We start from the raw sequence: 25,758 nt of genomic DNA, 5'->3' as shown, positions 1-25,758 counted from the left end.
TTTTTATAGTTTTTCTGAAAGCGAAATCACTTTATTTTTATCAATTATAGGCGTTATAGATTCTAAATAATCTGAACTTAATGCCTTTTTATTTTCTACAAACGGACGTATTTGAAATAGCCATAGTTTGTTGTTTTTAAATCCAAGCTCCACATCATATGCTCCTTCATAATCGGAATGTGTTTCTTTTGGAAGTGTTTCCCTAATGGTTTTTGCCAGATTACGAATTTCATTTATGTTTTGCTGATTTAAAACTGAAGTTTCAAACGTGGCTAATTTCTTTTCTGTTCCACCAGTAATTGGCAAACTGTTATAATATTGCTCTCTTGCAGGTGCTAAAAATCGTTGTCCACCATTTATTTTTATTAGATAGGTTTCTGCCGATTGCCCATCAACTGCACCTCCTGCTCCTCTACTAAAAGCAACTGTTAAGTCATTTTCATTCCCGTTACTTATACCTTTTGTAATAAGTACACCAGAATAATCTACATCTACACTAGGAATAACTAAAATAGAAGGAAATACATTTTCTGGATTTAATAAATATTTTTGACGCCATTTAAAACTACGCTCGGTATATGGTGATGCCCAAACATCTTTAATTCCTTGAATAATTTTATTTTTATCTAAAACATTAAATAACGTTAGGTTTAGTCCAGCTCCTGTAAAGTCTTTAAGGTCTTCCATATTGGTATCACTTCTTAAAAATACGGGAATATCACCCAAATTTGCTCCTAAAATAGATGTAAAGTCTTTTTCTAGTTGATTAACAAACGTAGGATTTAAAGCCATTTGTTTAATAGCCTTTCTAAGTATATCAAGTTGTTTTAATTGATAATCTTCAACTTCTGCTTCTACTATTCCTTGAGAACGCATACGTTCTGCTTCTTTAAACATATTGTTTAAAAACATCCAATAAGATACCTCTTGATTTGGCATTGGCAAATCCATATGCGCTCTAAAAATCCCAAATGGAATAACTAAACCTTCTACAACTTGCTCTGGAAACATCTTTTTTAATTGTCCTAAATTAGCTGCTTTAGGGCCACAAAGTTTACCAGAATCGCTAGCATCAACACTTCGCAAGTTTAAAATATTGGTTTCATCTAACAATATGTTTTCAACTGGTACTTCAATTTTCTCTTCATTACGTTCCTTTTTTATAAAAAGTGAACGTTCAGCCTCTATCATATCTTTCTCTAGTTTCATGATAATATTTCCTTTATTTGAAACCGCATAAAACACCTTTTGTCCATGATACTTTATTAAACTTTTCAAATTACTGTCAGATAACGCTGCATTTGGAATACCTAAATTTCTGGCCAATAACTGTACATGAGATACCATATTACCTTCAGAAACTGTAGCGATACCTGCAACAGGTTTTAAATCGGCTGGAGGACGCTGAAAAATATAAATATTGTTTGAATTCACTTCAATGGCATCAGGCGAACCATCAACAACAACCAATTCGCCAAAAGCATACCCAGGATTTAACCCTCTAAATGAACTTTGGTTAGCAATATCAAGCACCTTATTTGTTAAGGCAGATTCTAAGGCAATAAAATCACCTAACTTCCCAACACTTTCTCCCAAATACAAAGCCACAGAGCCTCTTATTTTATCATCAATAAAGCCATATGTTTTAGGCTCGAAATTGGTATAAACATCAACAATGTTTTGATAATTAGCTTTCACCATAGAAGAACTCCACTCTACTAAACTTCGTCCGTTTTCTAAAACATTTGTTAGTTCGTCTAACGTCATACTATTTTCATCAGGAAATGGTGCTTTTAAACTTAACTCATTCCATTCATACATTTCTATGTACCCAGAACCAGCAGTCGCCATTCCTAAATAACATATTTTATTAAGCATTTCTTGTAAATTATTCGGTTCCCATTGTTGTGCCGTTTTAAAAATAATTTCTTCTAATTTTAAAGAAACATCCAAAAGTTGCAAACGTGCTAGAGGTTTTTTTACATCTATAAGAGAGGTTCTTAAATCCATCAATAATTGCGCTGTTTCTGGGATTAATATCTCTGCAGACGTTTCTGACGAATTGCTTGAAATGTAACTATTAATTTTTTCAGCAATTTCAGTGTTTTTAAACAGTGTCGTTTTATTTACCAACGTTTTAATGTCTATTGGTTTATAAAACTTAGCCATAGTTGCTATTAGTTCATCCAGTTTCTGTGATTGAGAATTCGATAATTTCGAACTAAATTTTTCTTTAAATGCTTTTACTTTAGAAATATCATTATACTCTGGTTGACTATGAATTTTTACACGCAAATCCATAAACTGAATAAATTCATCTGAAATCACTTTAGATTGGCTACGAATAAGCTGAGATAAATTATCATCGCCATTGTGAGGAATATCTTTTAATGACTGACGAATTAAAAAGTAGTTTTTTTCAATATTAGCATCATCAGCTAATACCCATTTGTAAAAATCGATACCCCAAGCTTCTTCATCTTCAGATTGAATAGCACCTCTGTAATACTGCCCCTTTTCATTAATCCAACCATTATCAACACCTCTTAAATATTTATCTAATTGGTATTGTTTTAACCTCGAATGATTGTTTTTAGCATCCCAAAATTCGTCTTTATCAGTATAAGCCAAAATCTGTCCTAAATAAATTTGATTGGTTTTGGCTAATGCCACAACCTCATCTTTATAACGTGCATGTTGCACTCCTGGACCTATATTATCTGGACATGGGTCTTTTGGTTGTCTAATGCTTCCATCTGTACAAAACCAACGGATATCTTTGTATGGACCGCGAACATCCTTTTTGTATTGGCTTATTAGAGAAGCAATTTGTTCATCACTTATTTTTTGAGAAAAACTATTTGTAATAAAACATACAAAAACAAGTAAAACTAACTTTTTCATTTATAGATTATAGGTATAATTAATTATATCAAAGATAATACCTATTTCAATTGAAAAATTTTGATTTTAAAATATTTATAAAAAACTATTTAGCAAATAAAGAAATAAAGCTTGCTCCTTCAATTTCAACTGAAAGTTCGCCATTCTTAACTAGAATTGTTTTGATTTTCTGATATGATTTTTCAATATTAGTCACATAAACCTCAACAGATTCAACATGTAGTGGTAACCCTGTGAGATTCGCCATTCTTGTTGCGCCTTTATTTACTAAATGAATAACATAGTCACCTGTTGAAACATTACCCAAAGCTGCACAAGTTATAGCATCATGAGATGTTGTAATAGGAATTGCAAACAAGCCTTTTGGTGTTTCACCCAACTGCTTTAAGTTAAAAAAACGTTGAGTTGGATGCAATGCTTCTTCTGTATTTCCAAAAACACCTCCTCCAGACATCACTGAATAATCTGATGTTAATTGCCATTGCAAAATAGTTATAGGTTGAGACATATTCAGTATTTTGATGTAAGCATCTATTTCATCTAAAGCATAGGTTGGTTCTTCAAAAATTTGAGGATATCTCCATGCTCCAGCATCTATACTACCTTCACCTACAAATAAAGGTTGATTGACTCTATTAGCAATATCGCGCCATTTTAAAAGGTTTTCATCGGTGTAACCACGCCATGAATGAAACGACACTCCTCCAATGTAAGGCTGTGTCTCGGGGTCTGTTGAAGCTAAAGTTGTAAAATCCCAACCATTGGCATCAGCTGTATCGCCAAGAAAGAATTTAGTATCTAATCCTTGTGACACTAAATAACTACCCATTTCCTTTATAAACTGGTTGTGTTCTTCTGCGGTTTGCCTAATTTCAATACCCAAATCGGCTTCATTAAATGAAAACATAACGGTTTCAACCCCAAATTCATCTTTCAAGTATTTGATATAAGCCGTTATAGATTTATAAATAGCCTCCTTTTTTGCTAAATCTAAAGGATTGCCACGGGTTCCATCTGGATTTTCACCTCTAGCTTTTTTTCCAATAATAGCCCAATCTGGACCATGCCATGCGGCTAAAATTACAGGGATTCCCTTTTTATCTAAACGTTGCGCCATTTCCATAGCCGCTTTTACTTTAGGATGCAAATTTCCTTTTTTTGCTTCTTCAATTGGATTTTTTTCTAAATCTGGGTGCCACATGCGCCATGGCATTTCTACTCTAGACCAGGCAACACGTAAATTTTCTAGACAGTACTCAATGACTTGCGGGTCTGCATTTGGGTTTTGCAATCTGAAGTTTCCTCCAATACCATCAAAGGGTTTTCCTTCTTGCTCTGGAAAAACTTTTAATTCAACAGCTTCTGTATCAATGTCTCCCGTTGCTGTAATGTTGAAATTATTTCTGTAAACTTTATTCGCTTCAATATTTTTGGTAGCCAATACAAAGGTAAGTTCTATACCCGATTTTGTAATTTTACTTGGTTTGATTAATACAGGTGTTTCTTCATTTAATTCAATATACAACTGCCTTTTTACCGATTCAATTTTAAGACTATTGGCTTTTAATACAAAAGGAGATTGTTTTGCTATTTCTGGGAGTTCCTTATCATTTAAACTACCCGAATTTTTAAAATTAATTTTTGTGTTTTCATCAAACTCTTCAGGTAAATTTAACCTAAAATACGCACCTTTTATAATGGTATCTACCTTTGAAGAAAAATCAATAGCTATTTCTGCTTTACCCTTTTCTGGTGTTTTAATGGATTGATTCCAACGCAAGCTATCCATTTCGTAACTAAAAACTTTGCTATCATCAATTCGTTTAAAAAGAATTTTTTGCTCTTCTTTTTCCGTCACTCGTTCTTCTCCCAAAGTATCTAAAACTACTAAGTAAGATTTGAATTCCATAAGTTGATTATCAACTCTTATCCCAGTGATATTTCCCCAAGTTGTAAATTCTGTTTGGGCAAAATTATTAATAGAAAAAAATAATACTAAAACAATTACTATTTGACTAATTTTTAATTTGAATCTCATCTCGTGTTAGGGTATTTTTATATTCGTATACGCTTTTTACGCGCTCTTCTGTATTTGCGGTTTCTAACCAATTGGACCAAACCATAAACCAAGACCACTTAGGTTGTTCATCTAAAATATTGGTTTTTGGTAACTGCCCTACTTCGCCTAAAGCAATAGGTTTACCATTAGCGAGTTTTAATAATTGTTCGTATTCGTTTTGCTCGTAATCAAAATGATACACATCGGTTGCTAAAATGTCAACATAATCATGCCCGGGATAAAATAGATGATACTCAAAACCTTCATCATGTGGAATATCTCTTGGCGCATTAGCATTCCAAACCCAAATCAAATTATTTAATTTATGATGATTTACATAGCGATCGAATAGCATTTGCCAAAGTTTAGCAAACCCTTGTTCGCCTCTTTTATTTCCCCACCAGAACCAAACACCATTCATTTCATGATACGGTCTCCAAAGAATAGGAATGTTCGCCTCTTGCAATTGTTTTAAATAACCAGCTATATGATCTATTTGATTGAGCCAACGCTTATGAATTTCTGTTCCTGGAGTTATTAAATCCTTCCATTCGCTATCAGATATTTTATTTTGAACACTTTCTTTCCAACCATAAGGAGCATCATCTGTTGGTCTTCCAACATGCCACATTAAGGTTATTATGGCGCCTTTTTTATGCATTTTTTTTGTGGACTCTACTACGCTACTTCCTGGGTCTTCACCACCACTCCAATAAAAATCGGTTCCCCAAACCGCTGGATATTTACCTGTGATATTGTATGCTTTATTATAAAATTGTTCAGGATTTCCGTTATAACTATGCTGTCCAGATAATATATTGTCCCCAAGATTATTAATGTAATTATATAAGGCTATGGCTTCGACACTTGCATCTTTATTGACTAGTTTATTATCAAGATTTTGACTATAGCTTGAAGCTATAATACACACACATGCCATAGAAGTTACTAATAACTGTTTCATTTATTATTGTTTTTGTTTTAATAAAGTGTTAGCCGCTAAAATTAAATGTAAATAATCTGTGGTTCCTCCTCCTAAAACATATTCGGTTTGTTGCCATAAAAAAGGCCACTCTAATAACTCTGGAAAATCTGGACGAATTAAAGCTGTACCTGAACCAATACCACCTGGAATATAAGAGTGCTCTCCTCTATTTATACCGTAAGCTTGCGTTAACGAACGAGAACCAACACCCGAAGCAAAAGAAGATGTGTTTACACCAGGGTGCACACCTAAAACAAAATTCATAGCATTTAACATATAGGTATCTGGAAAAATATCTGGAAAACTGGTATGCAAATAATATTGTTGCACACCAAAACTTTGAATACCCCAACCAGCACCCCAAATATTAGGTTTATATGGCATACCATAAGGCGTTTCTTTACCAAGTTTTGAAACTTCTTTTGAATATTCTTTTACTGCCTTTCTGATTTTTTCTGTAAAATCATCATTAGAAACTAAATTTAAAACTGGACCTACTATCCAGCCTATTCTACTTATGCTCTCGGTAATACCATCTACATGTTTTACTAAAAATTCAGCGTATTGTTTATCCTTAGTCGTTTTTAATAACTCAACCGCTAAACGTGTTTTAACAATTGGGCTTTGTGGATTTGTAATTTGCCAAATTTCTTTAGCTATGGTTAAACAATCCTCTGCAAGAACATCATTATAACCCCGCAAACTTCTTGAAGCAGCTGCCAAATCTGCTGCTGCGTTTAATTCTCTCCAAGGATTTTGCTCTGTAAACACCCAACGATCGTCTGGTGCTCCTTTTATACCTTTTTCAATAGCTAATGTATCAACATCTGATGCGTTAATTTCTTTTGAATAAATGTCTCCGTCGCTATGATTAACAGCATCGCCAAGTAAAATATATTGTCGTTTGTGTGGTACGATAATACCTCTATAAAAACGCCCTAAAGACTTATAACCACCAACAACCGATAAAGCGCCATGTTCAATTTGTTGCAAAACATCTGGTTTGCCATCTGGCTGAAGCATTTCTACGGTTTTGGTGCTTTGGTCTATAGTTGTATTATCGTACTGAACATCAAACAATTCATAAATATGAGATAGTCCGCCAACCGTTGATGCTTGAGATTCTACTCGTAAGTCGTAATCTCCAGCATCGTGCCAACCACCTAAATTAATTCCTGGAACATGCTCACCAGATTTGTATTTAGCAAGTGTTTCTGGACCTTGTATATAGCCATCAAAATGATTGTGGTTAATGGGCGCCATTCGAGCATCATCCATATGACAGCGACCATGCCATACTTTATACCTGTCATTTACGCGCATATGGCACATTTGCACAGGTAAAAAATATTCTAAGGTTGGTTGCCACACATCACGATCATAAATATCATCTGCTATTTGAAAAGCATGTGTTATCTCATTATTATATTTAATCACATACATACCAGATGCTGTAACCTTTGAAAAATCGAATTGATAATAGCGATAACGTAAAAAATCGCCCCAAAGCTTAGGTGTTTCATTTAAAATTTCAGTAAAACCACCTTTTTTATCTACTCGCAATAAACTTATATTTCTGTTTGTAGTATCATTTTTATCGGTTTCAATAACTGCCACTTTAGATTGATTGGTTTGATAACCAACTTGAGATACTTGCACAACTGGTTTGTATGTGTATTGTTCAATAACATTTGGTGTAACCAACCATTCAATAGCATTTTTTGTAGCTCCAGCAGGAACTAAAGAGCGTACTATAAACCAGCCATTGCTGTGTTGCGCTCTACCATCTAGCAACTGCAACTCATTATTTTTAAGATTTTTTATGCTTAAAGTTTGTTTGCTATCTTCAGGAGCAATAACCAATTCTTTTCCTACCGCCATAGGTTTTAATTGGAAAACCTCTTCATCATCATAATAACCAGGACCATTAGCTTGTCTTGTAAATATTCCGAAGGCTTCATCCATGTAGTAAGATTTTCCAAAAAGGTAACCTGGAAAAAACTCAATATTCATACCTACTTTACCAACCCATTCTGCAGGTAGTGTTTCTTCTAAATCTACACTAATTTTAAACGATTTGCCTTCAGCAGTTACCTTTAAGGTATATTTCATTTCCAAATCTGGATAAAAAATAGGATTGAAACCCTTACCATTTTTTCCATCATCTGGATATTCCATATTTACACTTATAGTTTGTCTATTTAAATCTACCTGACGCTCACCTACTTTAGGTACGGGTTGCCACTGGCCAGGTGTAGGTTCTAAACGTAAATCGCCATTGGTAGCAACACGAATACCATTTTGAATTATACCAACTCCTCCCTGATGACTTTCAGGATAAAAATCATGTGCCAACATAACGTTAGCACCGCGCATTTCAAGATACTCTTGGTCGTTTATTTTAAAAATATTGTCTTTATCATTTTGGGCATTTGTAAAACTGAAAATGAAAAATGAAATAAAGAAAAGGTAGGGTTTCATAGAATTAAATTTACCACACTAAATTAGAAAATAAGAAAAGTAGAGATTAGTACTATTTTGCTAATTTATTGTACTATTAATAAGAAGAGGTTAAAAATTAACATATTATTATATCTTTATTTGAGAAATTGATAAAATTATGAATAAAACCTTTTTAGTTTTTTGTGTCATTACAGTAATATTTTTAAGTTGTAAAAAGCAACAAAAACCAATTGAAGATTTACTTTTAGCCGAATTGGAAGTTGCTGCTAAAGATAACTTAATAGATAAATGGTACCCTTTAATTTTAGATCAAGATGATGGTGGTTATTACAGTGATGTAACCCATGATTTTAAAATTGGAGAAAATCATAATAAAATGATCGTTACACAAGCAAGACATGTTTGGGTAAATGCAAAAGCATCATTTATATATAAAGATAGTTCTTACCTAACGTATGCAAATCATGGTTTTGATTTTTTAAAAAACAAAATGTGGGATAGCATTAATGGAGGATTTTATAGCCTTGTAAAAAAAGATGGTACACCTATTTTAAGACGCGGACAAGAAAAAACTGCTTACGGAAATTCGTTTGCTATTTATGGTCTTGCTGCTTTATATGAAGTCTCAGAAAACCCAGAAGCTTTAGAATATGCTAAAAAAACTTTTTATTGGTTAGAAGAGCATAGTCATGATGCAGATTTGAAAGGCTATTTTCAACATTTAAATTTAGATGGAACACCTATTATTAGACCAGAAGACGAACCATCAACATCTGACATTGGTTATAAAGACCAAAACAGCTCCATTCATCTACTGGAAGCTTTTACCGCTTTATATGAAGTATGGCCTGATGAGTTGCTAAGAGAACGTTTGGAAGAAATGCTATTACTAATACGTGATACCATTGTAACCGATAAAGGTTATATGAATCTGTTTTTTACAGCAAATTGGACTCCTATTTCATTTCAAGACACCTCAAAAGAAAACATAAAACAGCATTATTACTTAAATCATGTATCGTTTGGTCATGATATTGAAATCGCCTACTTAATGCTTGAGGCATCCCATGCTTTGGGTGTAAAGAATGATTCCATCACCCTAAAAAAAGCAAAACTTCTGGTTGATCACACTATAAAAAATGGTATTGACAAAAAACTTGGTGGTTTATATGATGGTGGTTATTACTATAAAGGTGATGACAATATTTCAATAGTAAATGATAAAAAAAATTGGTGGGCTCAAGCCGAAGGCTTAAATAGTCTTTTAATTATGAATGATTATTTCCCCGATGATGAATTAGATTACAAAGCACAATTTGATAATCTATGGAACTATACAAAAACCTATTTTATAGATGATGAATTTGGAGGATGGTACGAATGGGGCATTGATAAATCATCAGAATCTAAAACCGCTTTAAAAGGCCACATTTGGAAAAGCATTTACCATAATTTTAGAGCTTTAACCAATTGCATTAAAATATTAAAAAAAGACAATGCTAATTTTTAGGAAACATGCTTTTATCCAACCCTGGAACAATACGTAAAGCATTCTTATAATATACTTTTTTTAAAACCGCGTCTGGTAAATCTAAACCATACATGGCCCAAAACGCATGGTACTTTTTGTGATACGGGAAATATTCATCAGCACTTTCTAAGACTCTAAAATACGTTGGAAATTCTTCGGGTTTCCAACTATCTTTTCCAAATAAAATACGGTCTTGATACTTAATAAAAAAAGCTTTGGCGAAACGCGGTTGTCTTCCTAATTCTGCTATAATTGCACCTATACCCACATTCATATTTGGCATATCATCTAGAAGTTCTCCCAATTTCCCTAAATTATTAGCAAACCAACCCATGTGGGCATTAATAAATGTAGTGTTTGGGTGTTTTTTAAACATATTATGCTGTTCTGCAATTATTTGTTCCCAAGGTGCTGGGTTATCTGCTCCTCGTTTTCTTCTGGGATGCGTTTTTAGTTCAAGCCAACGTTCGTTATCACCATCAAATTCATCCCAAAACGATTTAGGATCTGCCGCATGAATTAAAACAGGAATACCCAAATCGCCACAGGTTTTCCAAATAGGGTCTAAACGTTCATCATCAATAGCTAATCTATTTCCATCAACATCTTTGTTATACATGCCAAGGCTTTTGTAAACTTTTAATCCTCTAGCGCCATTTTTCACATCATCTTTTAACTGATTTACGGTTTTTTCTATCCAACCTTCTGCACCTACTCCATCAAAATTTACATTAGCAAACACCACGAAACGATTTGGATAATGGTCTGCTATATTTTTTACAGATTGTTGCAATTGGTCACCAGAACGACCACTTAAATTCACCATGATTTGCATATTTAGAGTATCCATTGCGGCTATAACTGGCTCTAAATCTTGTGTTGGCATTCTATATTGATGTCCATGTATATCTATAAAAGGAAATTTGGCGCGTTTTATAATTTTACTGGGAACTACTAGGGTTGATTTAGGGTTATATTCTTCAAAGGACAGCTCTTGAGCCGAAACACCAAATGAAAAAATTAAAGCAAATACAATTAGAGTAATCTTATTTGAATACATAAATATGGCTGTTTAATTCATTTATAAAATTAAACATCTATAACATTCTAAACCAAAACTTTATGATGGGTTTAACAACCTAAACTAAAGCTTAATAACTTGTGCGTTGTACATGAAAGATTCTTGCCAACGCTCAAAACGTGCATCAAATTTATCAGAAAATACTAAATATTGGCACTTTCCGATACTTTCTGGAGTTCTTGTTACCTCAGCGAGATTATTGTTTCTGAATAAAAAACTAGCATCTTCAACAATACACATTTGGAGTTTATTTAAGTTGATACCATTAAGAAAAAAAATTTTATTTAAACGCTTGGGAGTTGCTATAACTACATCTACTCCATCATAAATTTCATCGCGTTGTGTGTCAATATTATGCTCATCATACGCACAATATATTCTTAAATCTGTACCTCTTTTAAAAGCATTAAACTCTAATTCTAAATCTAGTGCAGCTTGCTTGTCTTTTACAAAAATTAGTGCTCTAGGGGCATCTTCAAAAGCATTTTTTAATTTTTGAATGACACTTATTACAATACTTGTTGTTTTTCCTGAATCTTTTGGAGCCATAACAAATAAACTCGCCCCTCCTTTTATTTTAGATAGAATTTGTTTTTGAAGTGGTAATGGCTCATTAAAACCTTTACTTTTAAGTGAATCTTTTAAAGGTTCAATGAGTTTTTTGAATGACATAGAGCTATACATTTTTATAAGCCAACAAATATAGGGCTTAAAAAGTCTAAGTAAAACTATATAAAAAAAAGACACTCATTTCTGAGTGTCCTAATTATGCTACTAATCATTTTTTCTTTTCATAGAAGCAATTTATTTAATCTCTAAAAAGTATTTTATCTAGAGTTATATTTAAAATTCTAAATCTGCTACTAAATCAAACTCATCGTAAATAGCTTTGTCTTTTAAGTTATCGAAAAAACTAGTAGACCCGTAGCGTACATCATATTTTGTTCTATCAACTTTTAAAGAAGCTGTAGCTTTATTTCCATAAATTGAAATTGTAAAACTTACAGGATTTGTTTTTCCTTTAACCGTTAAATCTCCTGTTACGTTGTATGCATTTTTTCCTGAAGATGTCACATTTTTAAAAACTAAAGTTGCTGTTGGATACGTTTCTATACCAAAGAAATCATCAGATTTTAAATGACCATCAAGCTTATCTTTATATTCGCCTTCTAAATCTGTGGTGTTAATAGATGTCATATCTATTTCAAACTCACCACCAGTTAATTTATCATCTTCAAACATCAAAGTACCAGAATTAATAGAAATTGTTCCTTCGTGTGATCCAGTTACTTTATAACCTTTCCATACTACTTTGCTGTTTTCAACTTTTACTTCTTTTTTTTCGATATCAATAGTTGTAAAAGAAGCTGTAAGCAGTGTTACAAAAGTGATAATTACTAAATTTTTAAGTGTTTTTTTCATTTTTATAGTTTTTAAATTTGATTAAATCTTACACTACAAAAATCATAAACTTTAGGCTAAACTAAAATGAAGTAGTTTATTAAATGATGTTAAACTAGTTTAACTTTTATTTTTGTTCAGTCAATAACTGACTCTTAATCTTACTTAAAAATTCTTTTGTCATTCCTAAATAAGAAGCTACCATGTACTGCGGAATAAGTTGTTCTATTTTGGGATATTGATTTCTAAAATACAAATATCTGTCTTTTGCTGAAAGGCTAAAACTTCTAACAACGCGTTTTTGTGAAGCCACTAAACCACGTTCAATAATTTTTCTGAAAAATCGTTCTAATTTTGGGATTTCAGTATATAATTCTTCCATTACATCATGAGGAAACATGATTAATTCTGTTTTTTCGATGCATTGTATATTATAATCTGCAGGTGTTTGAGAGATATAACTCCCGATATCTGAAGTCCACCAATCTTGAATTGAAAACATTACAATATGTTCCTGCCCATGATCGTCAACATGAAATGTTTTTGTGCAACCAGAAATCACAAAACATTGATACTTACAAACATCGCCTTGTTGCAACACATATTGACCTTTGAGATATTTTCTATGAATGACTTTTGATGTTAAAAAAGTCTCTTCAGCTGCAGTTAAACTAACATAGTTACTAATATAATTTAAAAGCGGTTGTGTTTTCATGTATTGTTTTTATTAAGTATCAAATTTAGTAATAATAAGATTGGGTTATTAAATGAAAATTAAATTTCTACGCCATTTAATTGTTCTACTTTTGTTGCATGCAAAATAATAACACTTTTAAGTTTGAATTTGTTGCTTTAATGGCTTCATTAATGTCTATTGTAGCCTTATCCATTGATGCACTATTACCTGGATTAGCAGAAATTGGTGATTCATTAGGTGTTACTAACCCAAATGATAATCAATTATTAATTACCATGATTTTTTTAGGTCTTGGCTTTGGACAGCTTCTTTTCGGACCATTATCCGACAGTTTTGGTAGAAAACCAATGGTTTATATTGGGTTTATTGTTTTCATATTTGCTAGCATAATTTGTGTGACTACCAAATGTTTTGAGATGATGATTATTGGACGTATACTGCAAGGTATTGGTTTATCTTCTCCGAGAAGTTTAGCGCTTTCTATAATAAGAGATTCTTACAGTGGTGACTATATGGCGAAAATAATTTCCATTGTAGTTATGTTTTTTATTTTGGTTCCTGTTGTTGCTCCTACACTTGGACAATTTATTATACAACTTTTTAACTGGGAAGCTGTTTTTTATTTCAATCTTATTTTTGGGGTTATAGTCATGATTTGGTTTTGGATCCGTCAACCAGAAACATTGATTAAGGAAAAACGTATTAAGTTTTCATCTCATTTATTCATTGACGGTGTTAGAGAGTTTTTTAAGTATAAAGAAGCTGTTGCTTTTACCCTAGTCTCTGGTTTTATAACTGGGTCTTTTATGGTATATTTAAGTACCTCGCAACAAATTTTTCAAGAACAATATAACTTAGCAGATATGTTTCCATACATTTTTGCAAGTTTAGCTATTTCTGTAGGTTTAGCTACATTTTTAAATAGCCGTTTTGTGGTAAAATATGGCATGATGCGCATTGCATATTCAGCAGCAATTGGTTATGCTATTATTTCAATTTTATATGTCATTCTATTTTCATCAGGTAAAAACCCTAGTATATATGTTCTATTAGGCTTTTTTGCCTTACAATTTTTTGCAGTAGGTTTTCTTTTTGGAAATTTAAGAGCCTTAGCAATGCAACCTCTGGGGCATATTGCGGGGATTGGTGCTGCTATAAACGGATTTCTTTCTACAGTAATGGCTGTACCAATAGCCAATTACATTGGTGGCTTTGTAAAAACCTCTGTTTTACCTCTTTTTATTGGGTTTTCTATTTTTGGTATTTTATCGCTTTTAGTTTTTATTGTTTTAAAGCGGATTACTGTTTATAAGTAACGTTCTTTAATAATATTCATGTGCCATATTTCATGACCAATGGTAGAAAATGCAGATGCTCTTGCAGACATGGGATAACCACTAGCTGTACCAATACATTTTAAATCTTCGTCACTAAAACTTTTTAGAAGCATAATAGAATATTCACGTGTTATTTGGTATTCCTTTAATAAAGCTTCAATAGTTTTGCTGTTTGCCTTAGACGGTATGATATAATCGTTTTGCTCAAAACCGGCTAAAGGTGTTTTATCTTGCCTTGCAATACGCAAACAACGGTACATAAAAATACGCTCTGTATCAATTATATGCTGAAAAACTTCTTTAATAGTCCATTTGTCCTCGGCATATTTATATTCGAGTTTATCTTCTGGTATAGATTTAAAAAAGCCTAAAACATTTTTGAAACCTATTTCAAATCCATCTATTAAATTTAATTCTTTGGGGATCACGTTTATATATGTACTATAAAACGGATTAAATTCTTCTAGAGTTAATTCTTTTGTTGTCATAAATATTTAAATCTTAGCTTGGTACGTATATAAATCGTAATATCTGCCTTCTTTAGCAATTAATTCCTCGTGCGTACCGCGTTCTACAATATTTCCAGATTCAATCACTAAAATTTGATCTGCTTTTCTAATAGTGCTTAAACGGTGAGCAATTACAATAGTTGTTCTATCTTTAATAAGTTCTGCTAAACTTTTTTGTATTAAAGCTTCGCTTTGAGTATCTAAACTCGAAGTAGCTTCGTCTAAAATTATAATTTTTGGGTTTGCTAAAATAGCTCTTGCTATGGCTAATCGTTGACGCTGACCACCAGAAAGCTTTACTCCGCGTTCTCCTATTAGTGTATCTAATCCATCTTCAAATCTATCGGTAAATTCATTAACATAAGCTGCTTTAACAGCCTTTTGTAATTCTGCTTCGGTAGCATTTGGTCTTGGAAACATAATATTTTCCTTAATGGTGCCTTCAAATAAAAATTCGTCTTGTAAAACCACACCTAAATGTTTTCGGTAGCTACTTAATTTTATTTTTGATAAATCTTGATTATCTATGGTTACTTTACCTAATTTTGGTGTTAAAAATGTAGCCGATAAACCTGCTATGGTTGATTTACCAGAACCTGAACTTCCAACCAACGCAGTTACAGAACCTGCTGGTGCTTTAAACTTAATATTATGAAGCACTTCTTTGCCTTCTTCATAAGAAAATGATACATCATTAAATTCAATATCACCTTTTATACTGTTTAGTTCTATATCTCTTTCTTGATTATCTTCTTCGGCAGTCATATTCATCAACTCTTCTGTTCTGTCTAAACCTGCTAAAGCTTCGGTTAACTGACTCCCAATATTACTCATTTGTACAATCGGTGCAATCATAAACCCAAGTATTAATGTGAAGAATAAAAAATCACCCGTAGTCATTTCACTTTGCATCATATAATAACCACCAATACCCATAATACCTGTGGTTGCAACTCCAATTAAAAACGTTGAAGAACTTGTCATAAAAGCCGTTGCTGTTAGGCTCTTTTTTACGTTTTGATACAGTTTTTCTACGCCTTTTTCAAAAACAATATTTTCTTGTTCTTCTGCATTAAATGCTTTTATAACACGAACACCTGCCAAGGTTTCTGTAAGTCTACCTGTTACTTGAGCATTAATTTTGCCTCGGGTTCTAAAAATTGGACGTATATATTTAAAGGCTCTTAATGCTATGTAACCAAATATAGATAACGGAACAAATACAAAAAGTGTCATCCAAGGGTTTAGATTTATTAAAATAATTAATGAAATTATAGCCGTAAAAGAACCACCTACTAATTGCACTAAACCAGTTCCAATAAGGTTTCTAACACCTTCAACATCGGTCATAATTCTGGATACTAAAGCACCAGATTTTGTGTTGTCAAAAAAACTTATGGGTAACGACAATACTTTTTTCTGTACTTGTGCTCGTAACTCACTTATTAAATATTGTGCTTGAACACTTAAAATACGTGTTAATAAAAATGATGTTACTGCTTGAACTGTAATAGCAATAATTACAAAACCTATTAAATAATAAAGCTGTGTTAAATCTTTGTTAGGTACAACATCATCTAATAAAACTTTACTCTGCCATGGCAACACCAAACCTGCCAAACTTCTAATAACAATTAAGATTAAACCAATAAAAACCAGGTTTCGCCTAGGCCAAATAATAGTTTTAAATGCTTGCAACATGGTTACTTTAGGCTTAGTTTTAGCAGTATTTTCAGGATGTTTTTTTAAATGACGCATGAATTGCTTTTTAGAATATGGTTTTAAAATTCAATAAATATACCACAACTCAAGGTCATGACATATTAACCTTTTATAGTTTATTTCTAAATTTTAAAAAAACACAATATCAAACGAAATTAAGTGTTAAATTTAAAAGCGGTTTTCATACTTTTAGCCTATAAAATGATTTTAGCCTAAATGAAAAACTCTATTGCAGAACGCGTTCATGATTTCCTAAAAATATACCCTCCTTTCAATTTATTAAAGTCTGATAAACTTTTAGAGATTTCGGAAGAGGTTGTTATTATATATTTAGAAAAAGGTGACATTTTGTTTAAAGCAGGTGACAGTTTTAACGAACATTTTTATATGGTTAGAGATGGCGCTATTAGCCTAAACCATACAAATAATGATATTCAAGAAATAGTGTCTATGAGTGATACTGGTGATGTATTTGGAGTAAGACCTTTAATAGCTCAGGAAAACTATAAACTTACTGCCACAGCACACGAAGAATCTATTGTGTATGCTATACCTATAAAAGGGTTTCAATTAGCGGCAGAAAACAATTCTAAAGTATATAAATATTTAATCACAGCTTTTGCCACTAATGCTTACGACTCTTATACAACAAGGGAAAATAATGAGATTTTTGTAGATTATCTTCCTAACAACTCACAAGATATTGCAAATTTTCAAACTGCCAATTACACAAAAAAACCTGTTACTTGTAGTGAAAAAACAATGTTACGCGATGCTGCTATAAAAATGAGTGCACTTAAAATTGGATGTATAATTGTTATAGATAAAGAAAAAAAGCCAGTTGGTATTATTACTAATAGTGATATAAAAAATAAAATAGCCACTGGAAAATATCCTATTGAAACATCTGTAACCAATATTATGAGTTCACCGGTTATAACTAGCAGAAAAGATTTAACCATTGCAGATGGACAATTGCAAATGATAAAACATAATATTGGGCATTTATGTATTACAAAGGATGGTACTGTAAATTCTAAACTTGTTGGGGTATTATCACACCACGATGTTTTGGTAACTTTAGGTAATAATCCAACAGTGATTTTAAAAGAAATAAAGCGTGCAACACGTACTAAAAAGCTGCGTACAGTTCGTTTAAAAGGAAATACATTACTTAAAAGTTACCTTGAGCAAAACATTCCATTAACGCATATTATAAAAGTAATTTCTCAAATTAACGATGCGGTTACATTTCGTGCTATAGAAATTGCTTTACTGAAAATGCCTACACCTCCTCCTGTTAAATTTTCATGGTTAGCCTTAGGTAGCCAAGGTAGAAAAGAGCAGTTGTTATTTACAGATCAAGACAATGCACTTGTTTTTGAAGATGTTGCAAAGGATAAATATGAAGAAACTCAGGCTTACTTTATAGAACTTGCTAAATATGTTACCAAATCTTTAAATAAAATAGGATTTGAGTATTGTGAAGCCGATATGATGGCAAGCAATCCAGAATGGTGTAAATCGATTTCTGAATGGAAAAATCAATTTGGAAACTGGATTTTAAAACCTGATGAAAAAGCAGTTTTGCTATCGTCTATCTTTTTTGATTATTCAAGAATTTATGGTGACGAAGGGTTGGTTAATGAATTATCTGATACTATTTTTAAAACTCTAAAAAACACATCGTTATTCTTTAAATTTTTAGGTCGCGATGCTATTAAAAGTCCATCGCCATTAGGATTCTTTAAACAATTTTTAGTTGAACAAAACGGTGAACAAAAAGACCTTTTCAATATAAAAAGCAGAGGTTTAATGCCTTTAATTGATGCAGCCCGTTTACTCATTTTAAGCAAGCACGTAAAAGGTGTAAATAACACCTCAGAGCGTTACGAAAAACTAGCCGAATTAGAACCAAACAATAAAGAACTTTTTGAATCTTGTTCTTACGCTTTTAAAGCCTTATCAAAATTTAAGGCAAAACAAGGCTTACTTCATAATAACTCAGGAAAATTTATTGCATTAGAAACTTTAACCAAAGAAGAAAAGTTAAAATTAAAACGCTGTTTTAAGCCAATTAATGAAATTCAAGAAACATTAAAATTTCGATTCGATTTAAAAAACTTCATGTAAATGGTATTTAAAAGGTTAAAGAGAAAAATAACAAACTATCCAGATTTTTGGTTGGCATATATTGACTCATTTGACGCCAAGAAAAAAGCCTCAATTGAAAACACAAGATTTGTGGCTTTTGATACTGAAACTACTGGTTTTGATAGAAAAAAGGATAGAATTTTATCTATTGGTGCTGTATCATTTACTGGGAAATCTATTGAAGTAAATAAAAGTCTAGAATTGTATTTAGAACAAAATATTTTTAAACCAGAGACTGTGCAAATTCATGGTTTAATGAAAAATGGATATGAAGAAAAAATTTCAGAATTAGAAGCTATAAAAGTATTTTTAAATTATATAAAAGACGCTGTTTTAATTGCACACCATGCAAATTTTGATAAAACTATGGTAAATCAAATGCTGTTAAGACATGGTTTAGGAGAACTTAAAAATGATTTTATTGATACTGGTGTTTTGTTTAATAAGTCCAAGCACATTATTTATAAAGAAAGTTTAAAAGAAAAGTATTCGCTTGATGATTTATGTAAAGAACTTAACGTTCCTAAAGTAGATAGACATACCGCTAGTGGAGATGCACTTATTACAGCCATTGTATTTTTAAAAATATTATCGCGATTAGATAAACGCAAGCATTTAGAATGGGGCTACTTATTAAGCAAATGATTTTTAAATAGATACTCTTAAAATCCTGTAACAATAGAGTAACATAAACATATTTAACTTCTATTCGTTTTTGTTCTTTTATTTAAAGCGGTTAAACGAGTTATATAACTATATTTATTTACCAAATACTTAGTCGTTTTTAAATTTTATCCTATTAATTTTCTATATTTTAGTAAGATGAAGAATACTATTGCAGAACGTATTTTAGATTTTTTAAAGCATTTCCCTCCTTTTGACACTTTAAGTGCTGAAGAATTATTTGCTATATCAAAAGAAGTAGTTGTTTTGCATTTTGAAAAAGAACAATATATATTTCAGCAAGGTAACACCTTGAACGATTGTTTTTATGTTGTAAAAGATGGCGCAATAGGTATTTATAATGATAAAACTTTAGTTGATCAATGTGACGAAGGTGATGTTTTTGGATTAAGAGCCTTAATCAGAAAAGACAATTATCTTTTAAATGCGAAAGCAATAGAAGAAAGTATAGTTTATGCTATTTCATCTAAACTATTAGAAAAAATTATCATAAATAATACTGAAGCTAGCCAATTTTTAATTGCAAGTTTCGCAACAAACACTCGAAACCCTTATTCTGAAGAAGATAAAGGAACTCTTTTTGCTTACGAAACTTTTACTCATAAAAACAACTCAGATTTTACCGAGATACAATCTGCTTCTTTCTCTAAAAACCCAATAACCTGTAAGTCTCATACAAAAATTAAAGATGCAGCCTTAGTTATGAGTCAAAACAAAGTGGGTTCTATAGTTATAACAAACAATAAACAACCTGTTGGTATTATTACAGATAAAGATTTGCGCTATAAAATTGCTACAGGTCTTTATAATATTATCGATGAAGTTGAATCTATAATGTCTACGCCAGTAATTACGTTTCCTCCAAATATTACTGTTGCAGAAGCGCAAATTGCCATGTTAAAACATGAGATTTCACATTTATGTATAACAAAAGACGGTACTGTAAATTCTGAATTAATTGGTATACTTTCAGAGCATGATATTATTGTAATTCATGGCAACAACCCTTCTGTATTAATCAAAGAAATAAAACATGCTACAACCGCTATTCGCCTCCACGAAATTAGAGAAAAAGCACATCATTTATTATCAAATTATATAAGTCAACACATTCCTATTTCATTTGTAACCAATATTATATCAGCAATAAATGAAGCTATAACAAAACGAATAATTCATTTAAGCATCGCCGAAATGAGCGAGACACAGCCAACTACTTTTGCGTGGTTAGCACTAGGAAGCCAAGGTAGAAAGGAACAACTTTTATTAACCGATCAAGACAACGCTCTGGTTTATGAAGATGCAGAACATAATGCTGAAGTTAAAGCTTATTTTTTGAAGCTTGCAAAAGCTATAAATGACAAATTAAATACTGTTGGTTTTGAGTTTTGTCCTGCCGAAATGATGGGTAGCAATCCAAAATGGTGTTTGTCGGTTTCTGAGTGGAAAAAACAATTTCAAGATTGGATTATACACCCAGATGAAGATAAAATTATGCTATGTAATATCTTTTTTGATTTTGATAATGTTTATGGCAATCATCAATTGGTAGATGATATGTCTGAAAGTATTTTTGATGCTATAGACCATTATGAAATCTTCTTAAATTTTATGGCACAAAATGCCTTAAAAAACCCTCCACCTTTAAGCTTTTTTAGAAATTTTCTAGTTGAGGATTCTGGCGAACACAAAAACCAGTTTGATATAAAAGCTAGAGCCATAATGCCTTTAGTAGACGCTGCTCGTGTATTGATATTATCTAAAAACATTAAAAACATAACAAATACAATAGATCGCTACCAAAAACTAGCAAATTTAGAACCTCAAAACAAACATTTATATGAAACCTGCATTAATGCCTTTAAAATCTTATTACATTCTAGAACACAACAAGGATTAAAAAATAATGACTCTGGAAGATTTATAGATCTGAACCATTTAAGTAAGGCAGATAGATTGAAGCTTAAAAGTTGTTTCAAACCTATTAAAAACATTCAAGAGCTGTTACTTGTACGTTTTAATCTTTCACAGTTTATGTAAACATGAATTGGTTTAATCGCAATAGTAAATATCCCGTTTTTTATAGAACCTACCTAAATAGTTTTAAACACAAAAAAAAAGATTTAGAAACGGTTCGATTTGTGGCTTTTGATACTGAAACTACTGGATTAAATATAAATGAAGATAAAATTCTTTCTATAGGAACAGTTGGAATAATCAATTTTAAAATTCATATTTCAGATACCTTTGAATGCTATCTAATTCAAGACACTTTTAATACAGAAACTGTTAAAATTCATGGTTTATTAAAAACAGGTCATATTACAAAAGTTGAAGAAACTAAAGCTATCGAAGATTTTTTGAATTATATAGGAAATGCCATATTAGTAGCACACCATGCAGCTTTTGATATAGCTATGATCAATGCTGCATTAAAACGCATGAATTTACCTAAATTGAAAAACAAAGCAATAGATACTGGGCATCTTTACAAAAAAATAACAAACCCTAAAGACAATAAGCATTATAGTCTTGATGAATTAAGTAAAATATTTAATATTACCATGCACGATAGGCATACAGCCTCTGGAGATGCCTATATAACTGCTCTTTTATTTGTAAAAATAGTAGCAAAATTAAAAGAAAAAGAAAATCTATCTTTAAATGATTTGTTTGCTAATAAACGCATAGGTTTATTATAAATGAAAAACACACTCAAAATTTGAGTGTGTCTCTACTTAACCTATCATAACATTTTATTAATTAAAATTGTGTGGTTTTAAGGTGCTTCTAAAATTTAAATTATCTACTTTACACCTAAACAACTACGTTTAATTTTCGATCAACTTTATTGCTTTTAGAATCAACTTCAAACTGGTTTGAGGTATTCTTTTCACCTCCAGCTTTTAACGCTTTCTCTCCTGCAAAAAATGTTTTGTGATCATCTCCAAGGTCTGAACCTGCCATTCTTTGATGCTTAACACAAGAAACCGTTTTGCGAATTTCTTGTCTCTGAATACCCTTTACATAAGCCAGCATACCATCTTCTCCAAAATACCCTTCTGTTAAATTATTCATTTCTAATGCTGTAGTATGATATGTTGGCAAAGTAATTAAGTGATGAAAAATACCAGCATCTCTTGCCCCATCAATTTGAAAGGTTTTAATTTTTTGATCTGCACGATAGCATAATTCTGAACCATCATATTGAACATCCATTAAATTATTTCTGTCGTAGGCTGTCATATTTTCACCTTCTGCAAGCATTTCTTCATAAACTTGATTACGGAAGTTTAAGGTCCAATTAAAAGATGGTGAATTATTGTAAACTAATTTAGCATTAGGCACAACAGCTTTAATTCGGTTCACCATATGAGCAATTTGTTTAACATCTGGTGTAGGAGTCTCAATCCATAAAAGATCTGCACCGTTTTGAAGGCTGGTAATACAATCTAAAACCACTCGATCTATATTTGAGCCCTCTTTAAATTTATACAAGCCATTTGCCAATCGTGTTGGTCTAACTAATTTACCATCTCGCTTCAATAAAACATCATCTTCTTTAGCATCTGCAATAGCTACTTCTTCTGCTTCTACAAATGCTAAATATTGTGACGCTATATCACCCGCTTCCTGACTTACAGGTAGCTTTTGAGTTAATCCTGCACCTTCAGAATCTGTTCTTGCAACAATAACTCCATCTTCTACGCCTAACTCTAAAAATGCATATCTAACCGCATTCAACTTAGCAATAAAATCTTCATGAGGAACGGTTACCTTACCATCTTGATGTCCACATTGTTTCGCATCAGACACTTGATTTTCAATTTGAATTGCGCAAGCCCCTGCTTGAATCATTTTTTTTGCTAATAAATAAGTCGCTTCTTCATTACCAAAACCAGCATCAATATCTGCTATAATTGGCACAACATGTGTTTCAAAATTATCTATTTGGTCTTGCACATCTTCTCCTTTTTCAAGTCTTCTGAATAAATCATTTAACTCAATGGCATCTGCTTGTCTTAAAAAATCATAAATTTCTTCAATAAGTCCAGAAACAGCAGTTTTTTCATGCATAGACTGATCAGGTAATGGTCCAAATTCAGAGCGTAATGCTGCTACCATCCAACCAGAAAGGTAAAGATATTTTTTACTGGTAGTTTTATAGTGTTTTTTAACAGCTATCATTTTTTGTTGTGCCACAAACCCGTGCCAACAACCAAGAGATTGAGTGTATTTTGAAGAATCTGCATCATAGGCTGCCATATCTTTTCGCATAATAGCCGCTGTATACTTTGCTATATCTAAACCTGTTTTAAATTGATTTTGAACAATCATTCTAGCGGCACTTTCAGGGTTTATTGCATTCCAAGAATTTCCATACTTTGTTTTAAGGTGCCTTACTGTTTCTATTGCAGAACCGTAATTACTTTGTGCTAAATTTTTCATAATTTTGTTTTTAATTATTAAGGTTATTGTAGATTTTGATAATTAAGTCTCGTGACTATTACCGTAGTTGCGAGACATTTTTTTTAAATATAATTGTAAGCTGGAAGGGTTAAGAATTCTTCAAAATTCTCTTGAGTTACCAATTGTTTAAACAGTGTAATTGCTTCGTTAAATTTGGTGTCTTCAATATGTTCTTCACTAACTTCTGTAATGATTTTTTCGACCTCATCATCAAAAATTCGGGCGAATTTATCTTGGTCAAATATTTTTCCATTATCGAGTTCCACTTCGTTCTTTAGCCATTGCCAAACTTGAGTCCTGGAGATTTCGGCTGTAGCTGCATCTTCCATAAGATTGTACAAAGCCACTGCCCCGTTGCCTTTTAACCAAGCCTCTAGATAAAGAATACCAACATTTATATTCTTGCGAATCCCTGCTTCAGATACAGTTCCTTTGGGCAACTCTATTAAATCTTGTTCTGTAACTATTAAATCATCTAACTTTTTATTAATTTGATTTGGAGTTGGCATATGTTTATTAAACTCGTCCATTGCTACTTGAACCAATGCTGGATGTGCCACCCAAGTACCATCATGCCCATTTTTAACTTCACGTTCTTTATCAACTCTAACCTTTTCTAAAGCTGCTTCATTAGCTTTTGGATTGTTTTTAATTGGAATTTGAGCTGCCATTCCTCCCATGGCATGAATTCCTCTTTTGTGACATCTCTGAATTACTAATTTTGAGTAAGCAGCCATAAAAGGTGTAGTCATGGTTACCTGATCTCGATTAGGCACTACAAAATCTTTATGATTTCTAAATTTTTTGATATAAGAAAAAATGTAATCCCAACGCCCACAATTTAGTCCTACTATGTGGTCTTTAAGCTCATATATTATTTCATCCAACTGAAAACTAGCAGTAATTGTTTCAATTAAAACTGTTGCTTTAAAAGTTCCTTTAGGCACTCCTATATACTCTTGTGCAAACTCAAAAACCTCATTCCACCATCGAGCTTCTAGATAATGTTCTAGTTTTGGTAAATAAAAATATGGAGCTGTATTATTCTCAAGCATGGTTTTAGTATTATGGAATACATACAATCCAAAATCCACTAGACTTCCTGAGGTTTCTTCTTCATTAATTAAAATATGACGCTCATTTAAATGTAAACCTCTGGGTCTAACCAACAATACTGCTACTTCATTATTTAACTTATAGCTTTTTTCTTTGTTAACATCAAAAAAAGAAAGTGTTCTTTTATTAGCATCTATTAAGTTATACTGACCTTCAATGGTGTTACTCCAAGTTGGCGAATTACTATCTTCAAAATCAGCCATAAAAGTTTTTGCTCCAGAATTTAAAGCGTTAATAACCATTTTTCTATCAACAGGTCCTGTTATTTCTATTCGTCTATCTAATAAATCTTTTGGAATAGAACCAGCAACCCAGTCCCCTTCTCTTATCGATTTAGTTTCGCGAGGAAATTCTGGAAAGCCCCCCTTATCAAATAAAACTTGTTGTTGTTTTCGTCTTTCTAATAATTCTAATCTTTTAGAATTAAAATTTTTGTGTAGTTCAATTAGAAATTCTTTGGCACCATCAGTAATTACTTCTGGATAATATTGCGCAACATCTTTAGAAAACTGCAATTTAGAATTTGTTAATATTGGATTTTGCATAACTGAATTGTTTTTGTTGTGACAATATTAAAACAAAGTTTTGAAAAAAACAAGCGAACGTTCGCTAAATATTAAAAATCCACTTTTTAAACTATATTCG

General features: G+C 32.0%; 18 protein-coding genes. 6 read left to right on the top strand and 12 right to left on the bottom strand.

What is annotated here, in order from left to right; translation table 11 throughout:
• Nucleotides 1-3: 3 nt before the first annotated feature.
• From MBM09_RS07330 to MBM09_RS07315, 4 genes are all read right to left on the bottom strand, one after another.
• Nucleotides 4-2,904: a PEP/pyruvate-binding domain-containing protein gene (locus MBM09_RS07330; RefSeq protein ID WP_238676200.1), complete on the bottom strand. Its 2,901-nt coding sequence runs from the start codon at nt 2,902-2,904 to the stop codon at nt 4-6.
• Between the two features lie 85 nt (nt 2,905-2,989).
• Nucleotides 2,990-4,942, bottom strand: a complete 1,953-nt coding sequence (locus MBM09_RS07325; RefSeq protein WP_238676199.1) for a hypothetical protein — start codon at nt 4,940-4,942, stop codon at nt 2,990-2,992.
• Nucleotides 4,920-5,927 carry a glycosyl hydrolase gene (locus tag MBM09_RS07320; RefSeq protein WP_238676198.1) on the bottom strand — a complete coding sequence of 336 codons (1,008 nt, stop codon included), beginning with the start codon at nt 5,925-5,927 and terminating at the stop codon, nt 4,920-4,922. The genes MBM09_RS07325 and MBM09_RS07320 overlap by 23 nt, the downstream gene beginning before the upstream one ends.
• Before the next feature lie 3 nt (nt 5,928-5,930).
• Nucleotides 5,931-8,429 carry a glycoside hydrolase family 9 protein gene (locus tag MBM09_RS07315; RefSeq protein ID WP_238676197.1) on the bottom strand — a complete coding sequence of 833 codons (2,499 nt, stop codon included), beginning with the start codon at nt 8,427-8,429 and terminating at the stop codon, nt 5,931-5,933.
• A gap of 139 nt (nt 8,430-8,568) precedes the next feature.
• On the opposite strand from MBM09_RS07315, the gene MBM09_RS07310 reads away from it, so the two are divergent.
• On the top strand, nt 8,569-9,921 hold the full coding sequence (locus MBM09_RS07310) for an AGE family epimerase/isomerase (protein ID WP_238676196.1): 1,353 nt from the start codon (nt 8,569-8,571) through the stop codon (nt 9,919-9,921).
• Here the strand turns inward: MBM09_RS07310 and MBM09_RS07305 are convergent.
• The 4 genes from MBM09_RS07305 to MBM09_RS07290 form a co-directional block, all read right to left on the bottom strand.
• A complete protein-coding gene (locus MBM09_RS07305; protein ID WP_238676195.1) occupies nt 9,911-11,002 on the bottom strand; it encodes an amidohydrolase family protein in 1,092 nt (363 codons plus the stop codon). The two genes, MBM09_RS07310 and MBM09_RS07305, sit on opposite strands and share 11 nt — an antisense overlap.
• Nucleotides 11,003-11,086: 84 nt before the next feature.
• Complete coding sequence (locus MBM09_RS07300) at nt 11,087-11,695, bottom strand: DEAD/DEAH box helicase (RefSeq protein ID WP_238676194.1); 609 nt, start codon at nt 11,693-11,695, stop codon at nt 11,087-11,089.
• Nucleotides 11,696-11,866: 171 nt separating this feature from the next.
• A complete protein-coding gene (locus tag MBM09_RS07295; protein ID WP_238676193.1) occupies nt 11,867-12,445 on the bottom strand; it encodes a YceI family protein in 579 nt (192 codons plus the stop codon).
• A 106-nt stretch (nt 12,446-12,551) separates the two neighbouring features.
• The gene (locus MBM09_RS07290) at nt 12,552-13,139 is read right to left on the bottom strand and encodes a Crp/Fnr family transcriptional regulator (RefSeq protein ID WP_238676192.1); all 588 of its coding nucleotides are present in this window, start codon (nt 13,137-13,139) and stop codon (nt 12,552-12,554) included.
• A 98-nt stretch (nt 13,140-13,237) separates the two neighbouring features.
• Between MBM09_RS07290 and MBM09_RS07285 the strand changes: the two genes are divergently transcribed.
• Nucleotides 13,238-14,437: a multidrug effflux MFS transporter gene (locus MBM09_RS07285; protein WP_238676191.1), complete on the top strand. Its 1,200-nt coding sequence runs from the start codon at nt 13,238-13,240 to the stop codon at nt 14,435-14,437.
• Here the strand turns inward: MBM09_RS07285 and MBM09_RS07280 are convergent.
• Together MBM09_RS07280 and MBM09_RS07275 are read right to left on the bottom strand one after the other, a co-directional pair.
• On the bottom strand, nt 14,428-14,946 hold the full coding sequence (locus MBM09_RS07280; RefSeq protein ID WP_238676190.1) for a DinB family protein: 519 nt from the start codon (nt 14,944-14,946) through the stop codon (nt 14,428-14,430). The two genes, MBM09_RS07285 and MBM09_RS07280, sit on opposite strands and share 10 nt — an antisense overlap.
• A gap of 6 nt (nt 14,947-14,952) precedes the next feature.
• Nucleotides 14,953-16,725 carry an ABC transporter ATP-binding protein gene (locus MBM09_RS07275; protein WP_238676189.1) on the bottom strand — a complete coding sequence of 591 codons (1,773 nt, stop codon included), beginning with the start codon at nt 16,723-16,725 and terminating at the stop codon, nt 14,953-14,955.
• Nucleotides 16,726-16,905: 180 nt separating this feature from the next.
• On the opposite strand from MBM09_RS07275, the gene MBM09_RS07270 reads away from it, so the two are divergent.
• From MBM09_RS07270 to MBM09_RS07255, 4 genes are all read left to right on the top strand, one after another.
• Nucleotides 16,906-18,822, top strand: a complete 1,917-nt coding sequence (locus MBM09_RS07270; protein WP_238676188.1) for a DUF294 nucleotidyltransferase-like domain-containing protein — start codon at nt 16,906-16,908, stop codon at nt 18,820-18,822.
• Nucleotides 18,823-19,488 (top strand): 3'-5' exonuclease, encoded by a 666-nt coding sequence (locus MBM09_RS07265; RefSeq protein WP_238676187.1) that lies wholly within the window; start codon nt 18,823-18,825, stop codon nt 19,486-19,488.
• Between the two features lie 177 nt (nt 19,489-19,665).
• Nucleotides 19,666-21,567 carry a DUF294 nucleotidyltransferase-like domain-containing protein gene (locus MBM09_RS07260; protein ID WP_238676186.1) on the top strand — a complete coding sequence of 634 codons (1,902 nt, stop codon included), beginning with the start codon at nt 19,666-19,668 and terminating at the stop codon, nt 21,565-21,567.
• A gap of 2 nt (nt 21,568-21,569) precedes the next feature.
• Nucleotides 21,570-22,229: a PolC-type DNA polymerase III gene (locus MBM09_RS07255; RefSeq protein ID WP_238676185.1), complete on the top strand. Its 660-nt coding sequence runs from the start codon at nt 21,570-21,572 to the stop codon at nt 22,227-22,229.
• A gap of 115 nt (nt 22,230-22,344) precedes the next feature.
• On the opposite strand, the gene MBM09_RS07250 is transcribed toward MBM09_RS07255, so the two are convergent.
• Together MBM09_RS07250 and aceB are read right to left on the bottom strand one after the other, a co-directional pair.
• Nucleotides 22,345-23,976: an isocitrate lyase gene (locus MBM09_RS07250; RefSeq protein WP_238676184.1), complete on the bottom strand. Its 1,632-nt coding sequence runs from the start codon at nt 23,974-23,976 to the stop codon at nt 22,345-22,347.
• 83 nt (nt 23,977-24,059) lie between these two features.
• Nucleotides 24,060-25,658, bottom strand: coding sequence for a malate synthase A (gene aceB, locus MBM09_RS07245; RefSeq protein WP_238676183.1), 1,599 nt, complete (start codon nt 25,656-25,658; stop codon nt 24,060-24,062).
• Nucleotides 25,659-25,758: the final 100 nt, after the last annotated feature.

The sequence above is a fragment of the Flaviramulus sp. BrNp1-15 genome (assembly GCF_022259695.1).
Classification (GTDB): domain Bacteria; phylum Bacteroidota; class Bacteroidia; order Flavobacteriales; family Flavobacteriaceae; genus BrNp1-15.
The sequence above is the reverse complement of the archived record's forward strand: the minus strand, read 5'-3'. Positions and strand labels throughout refer to the sequence as shown.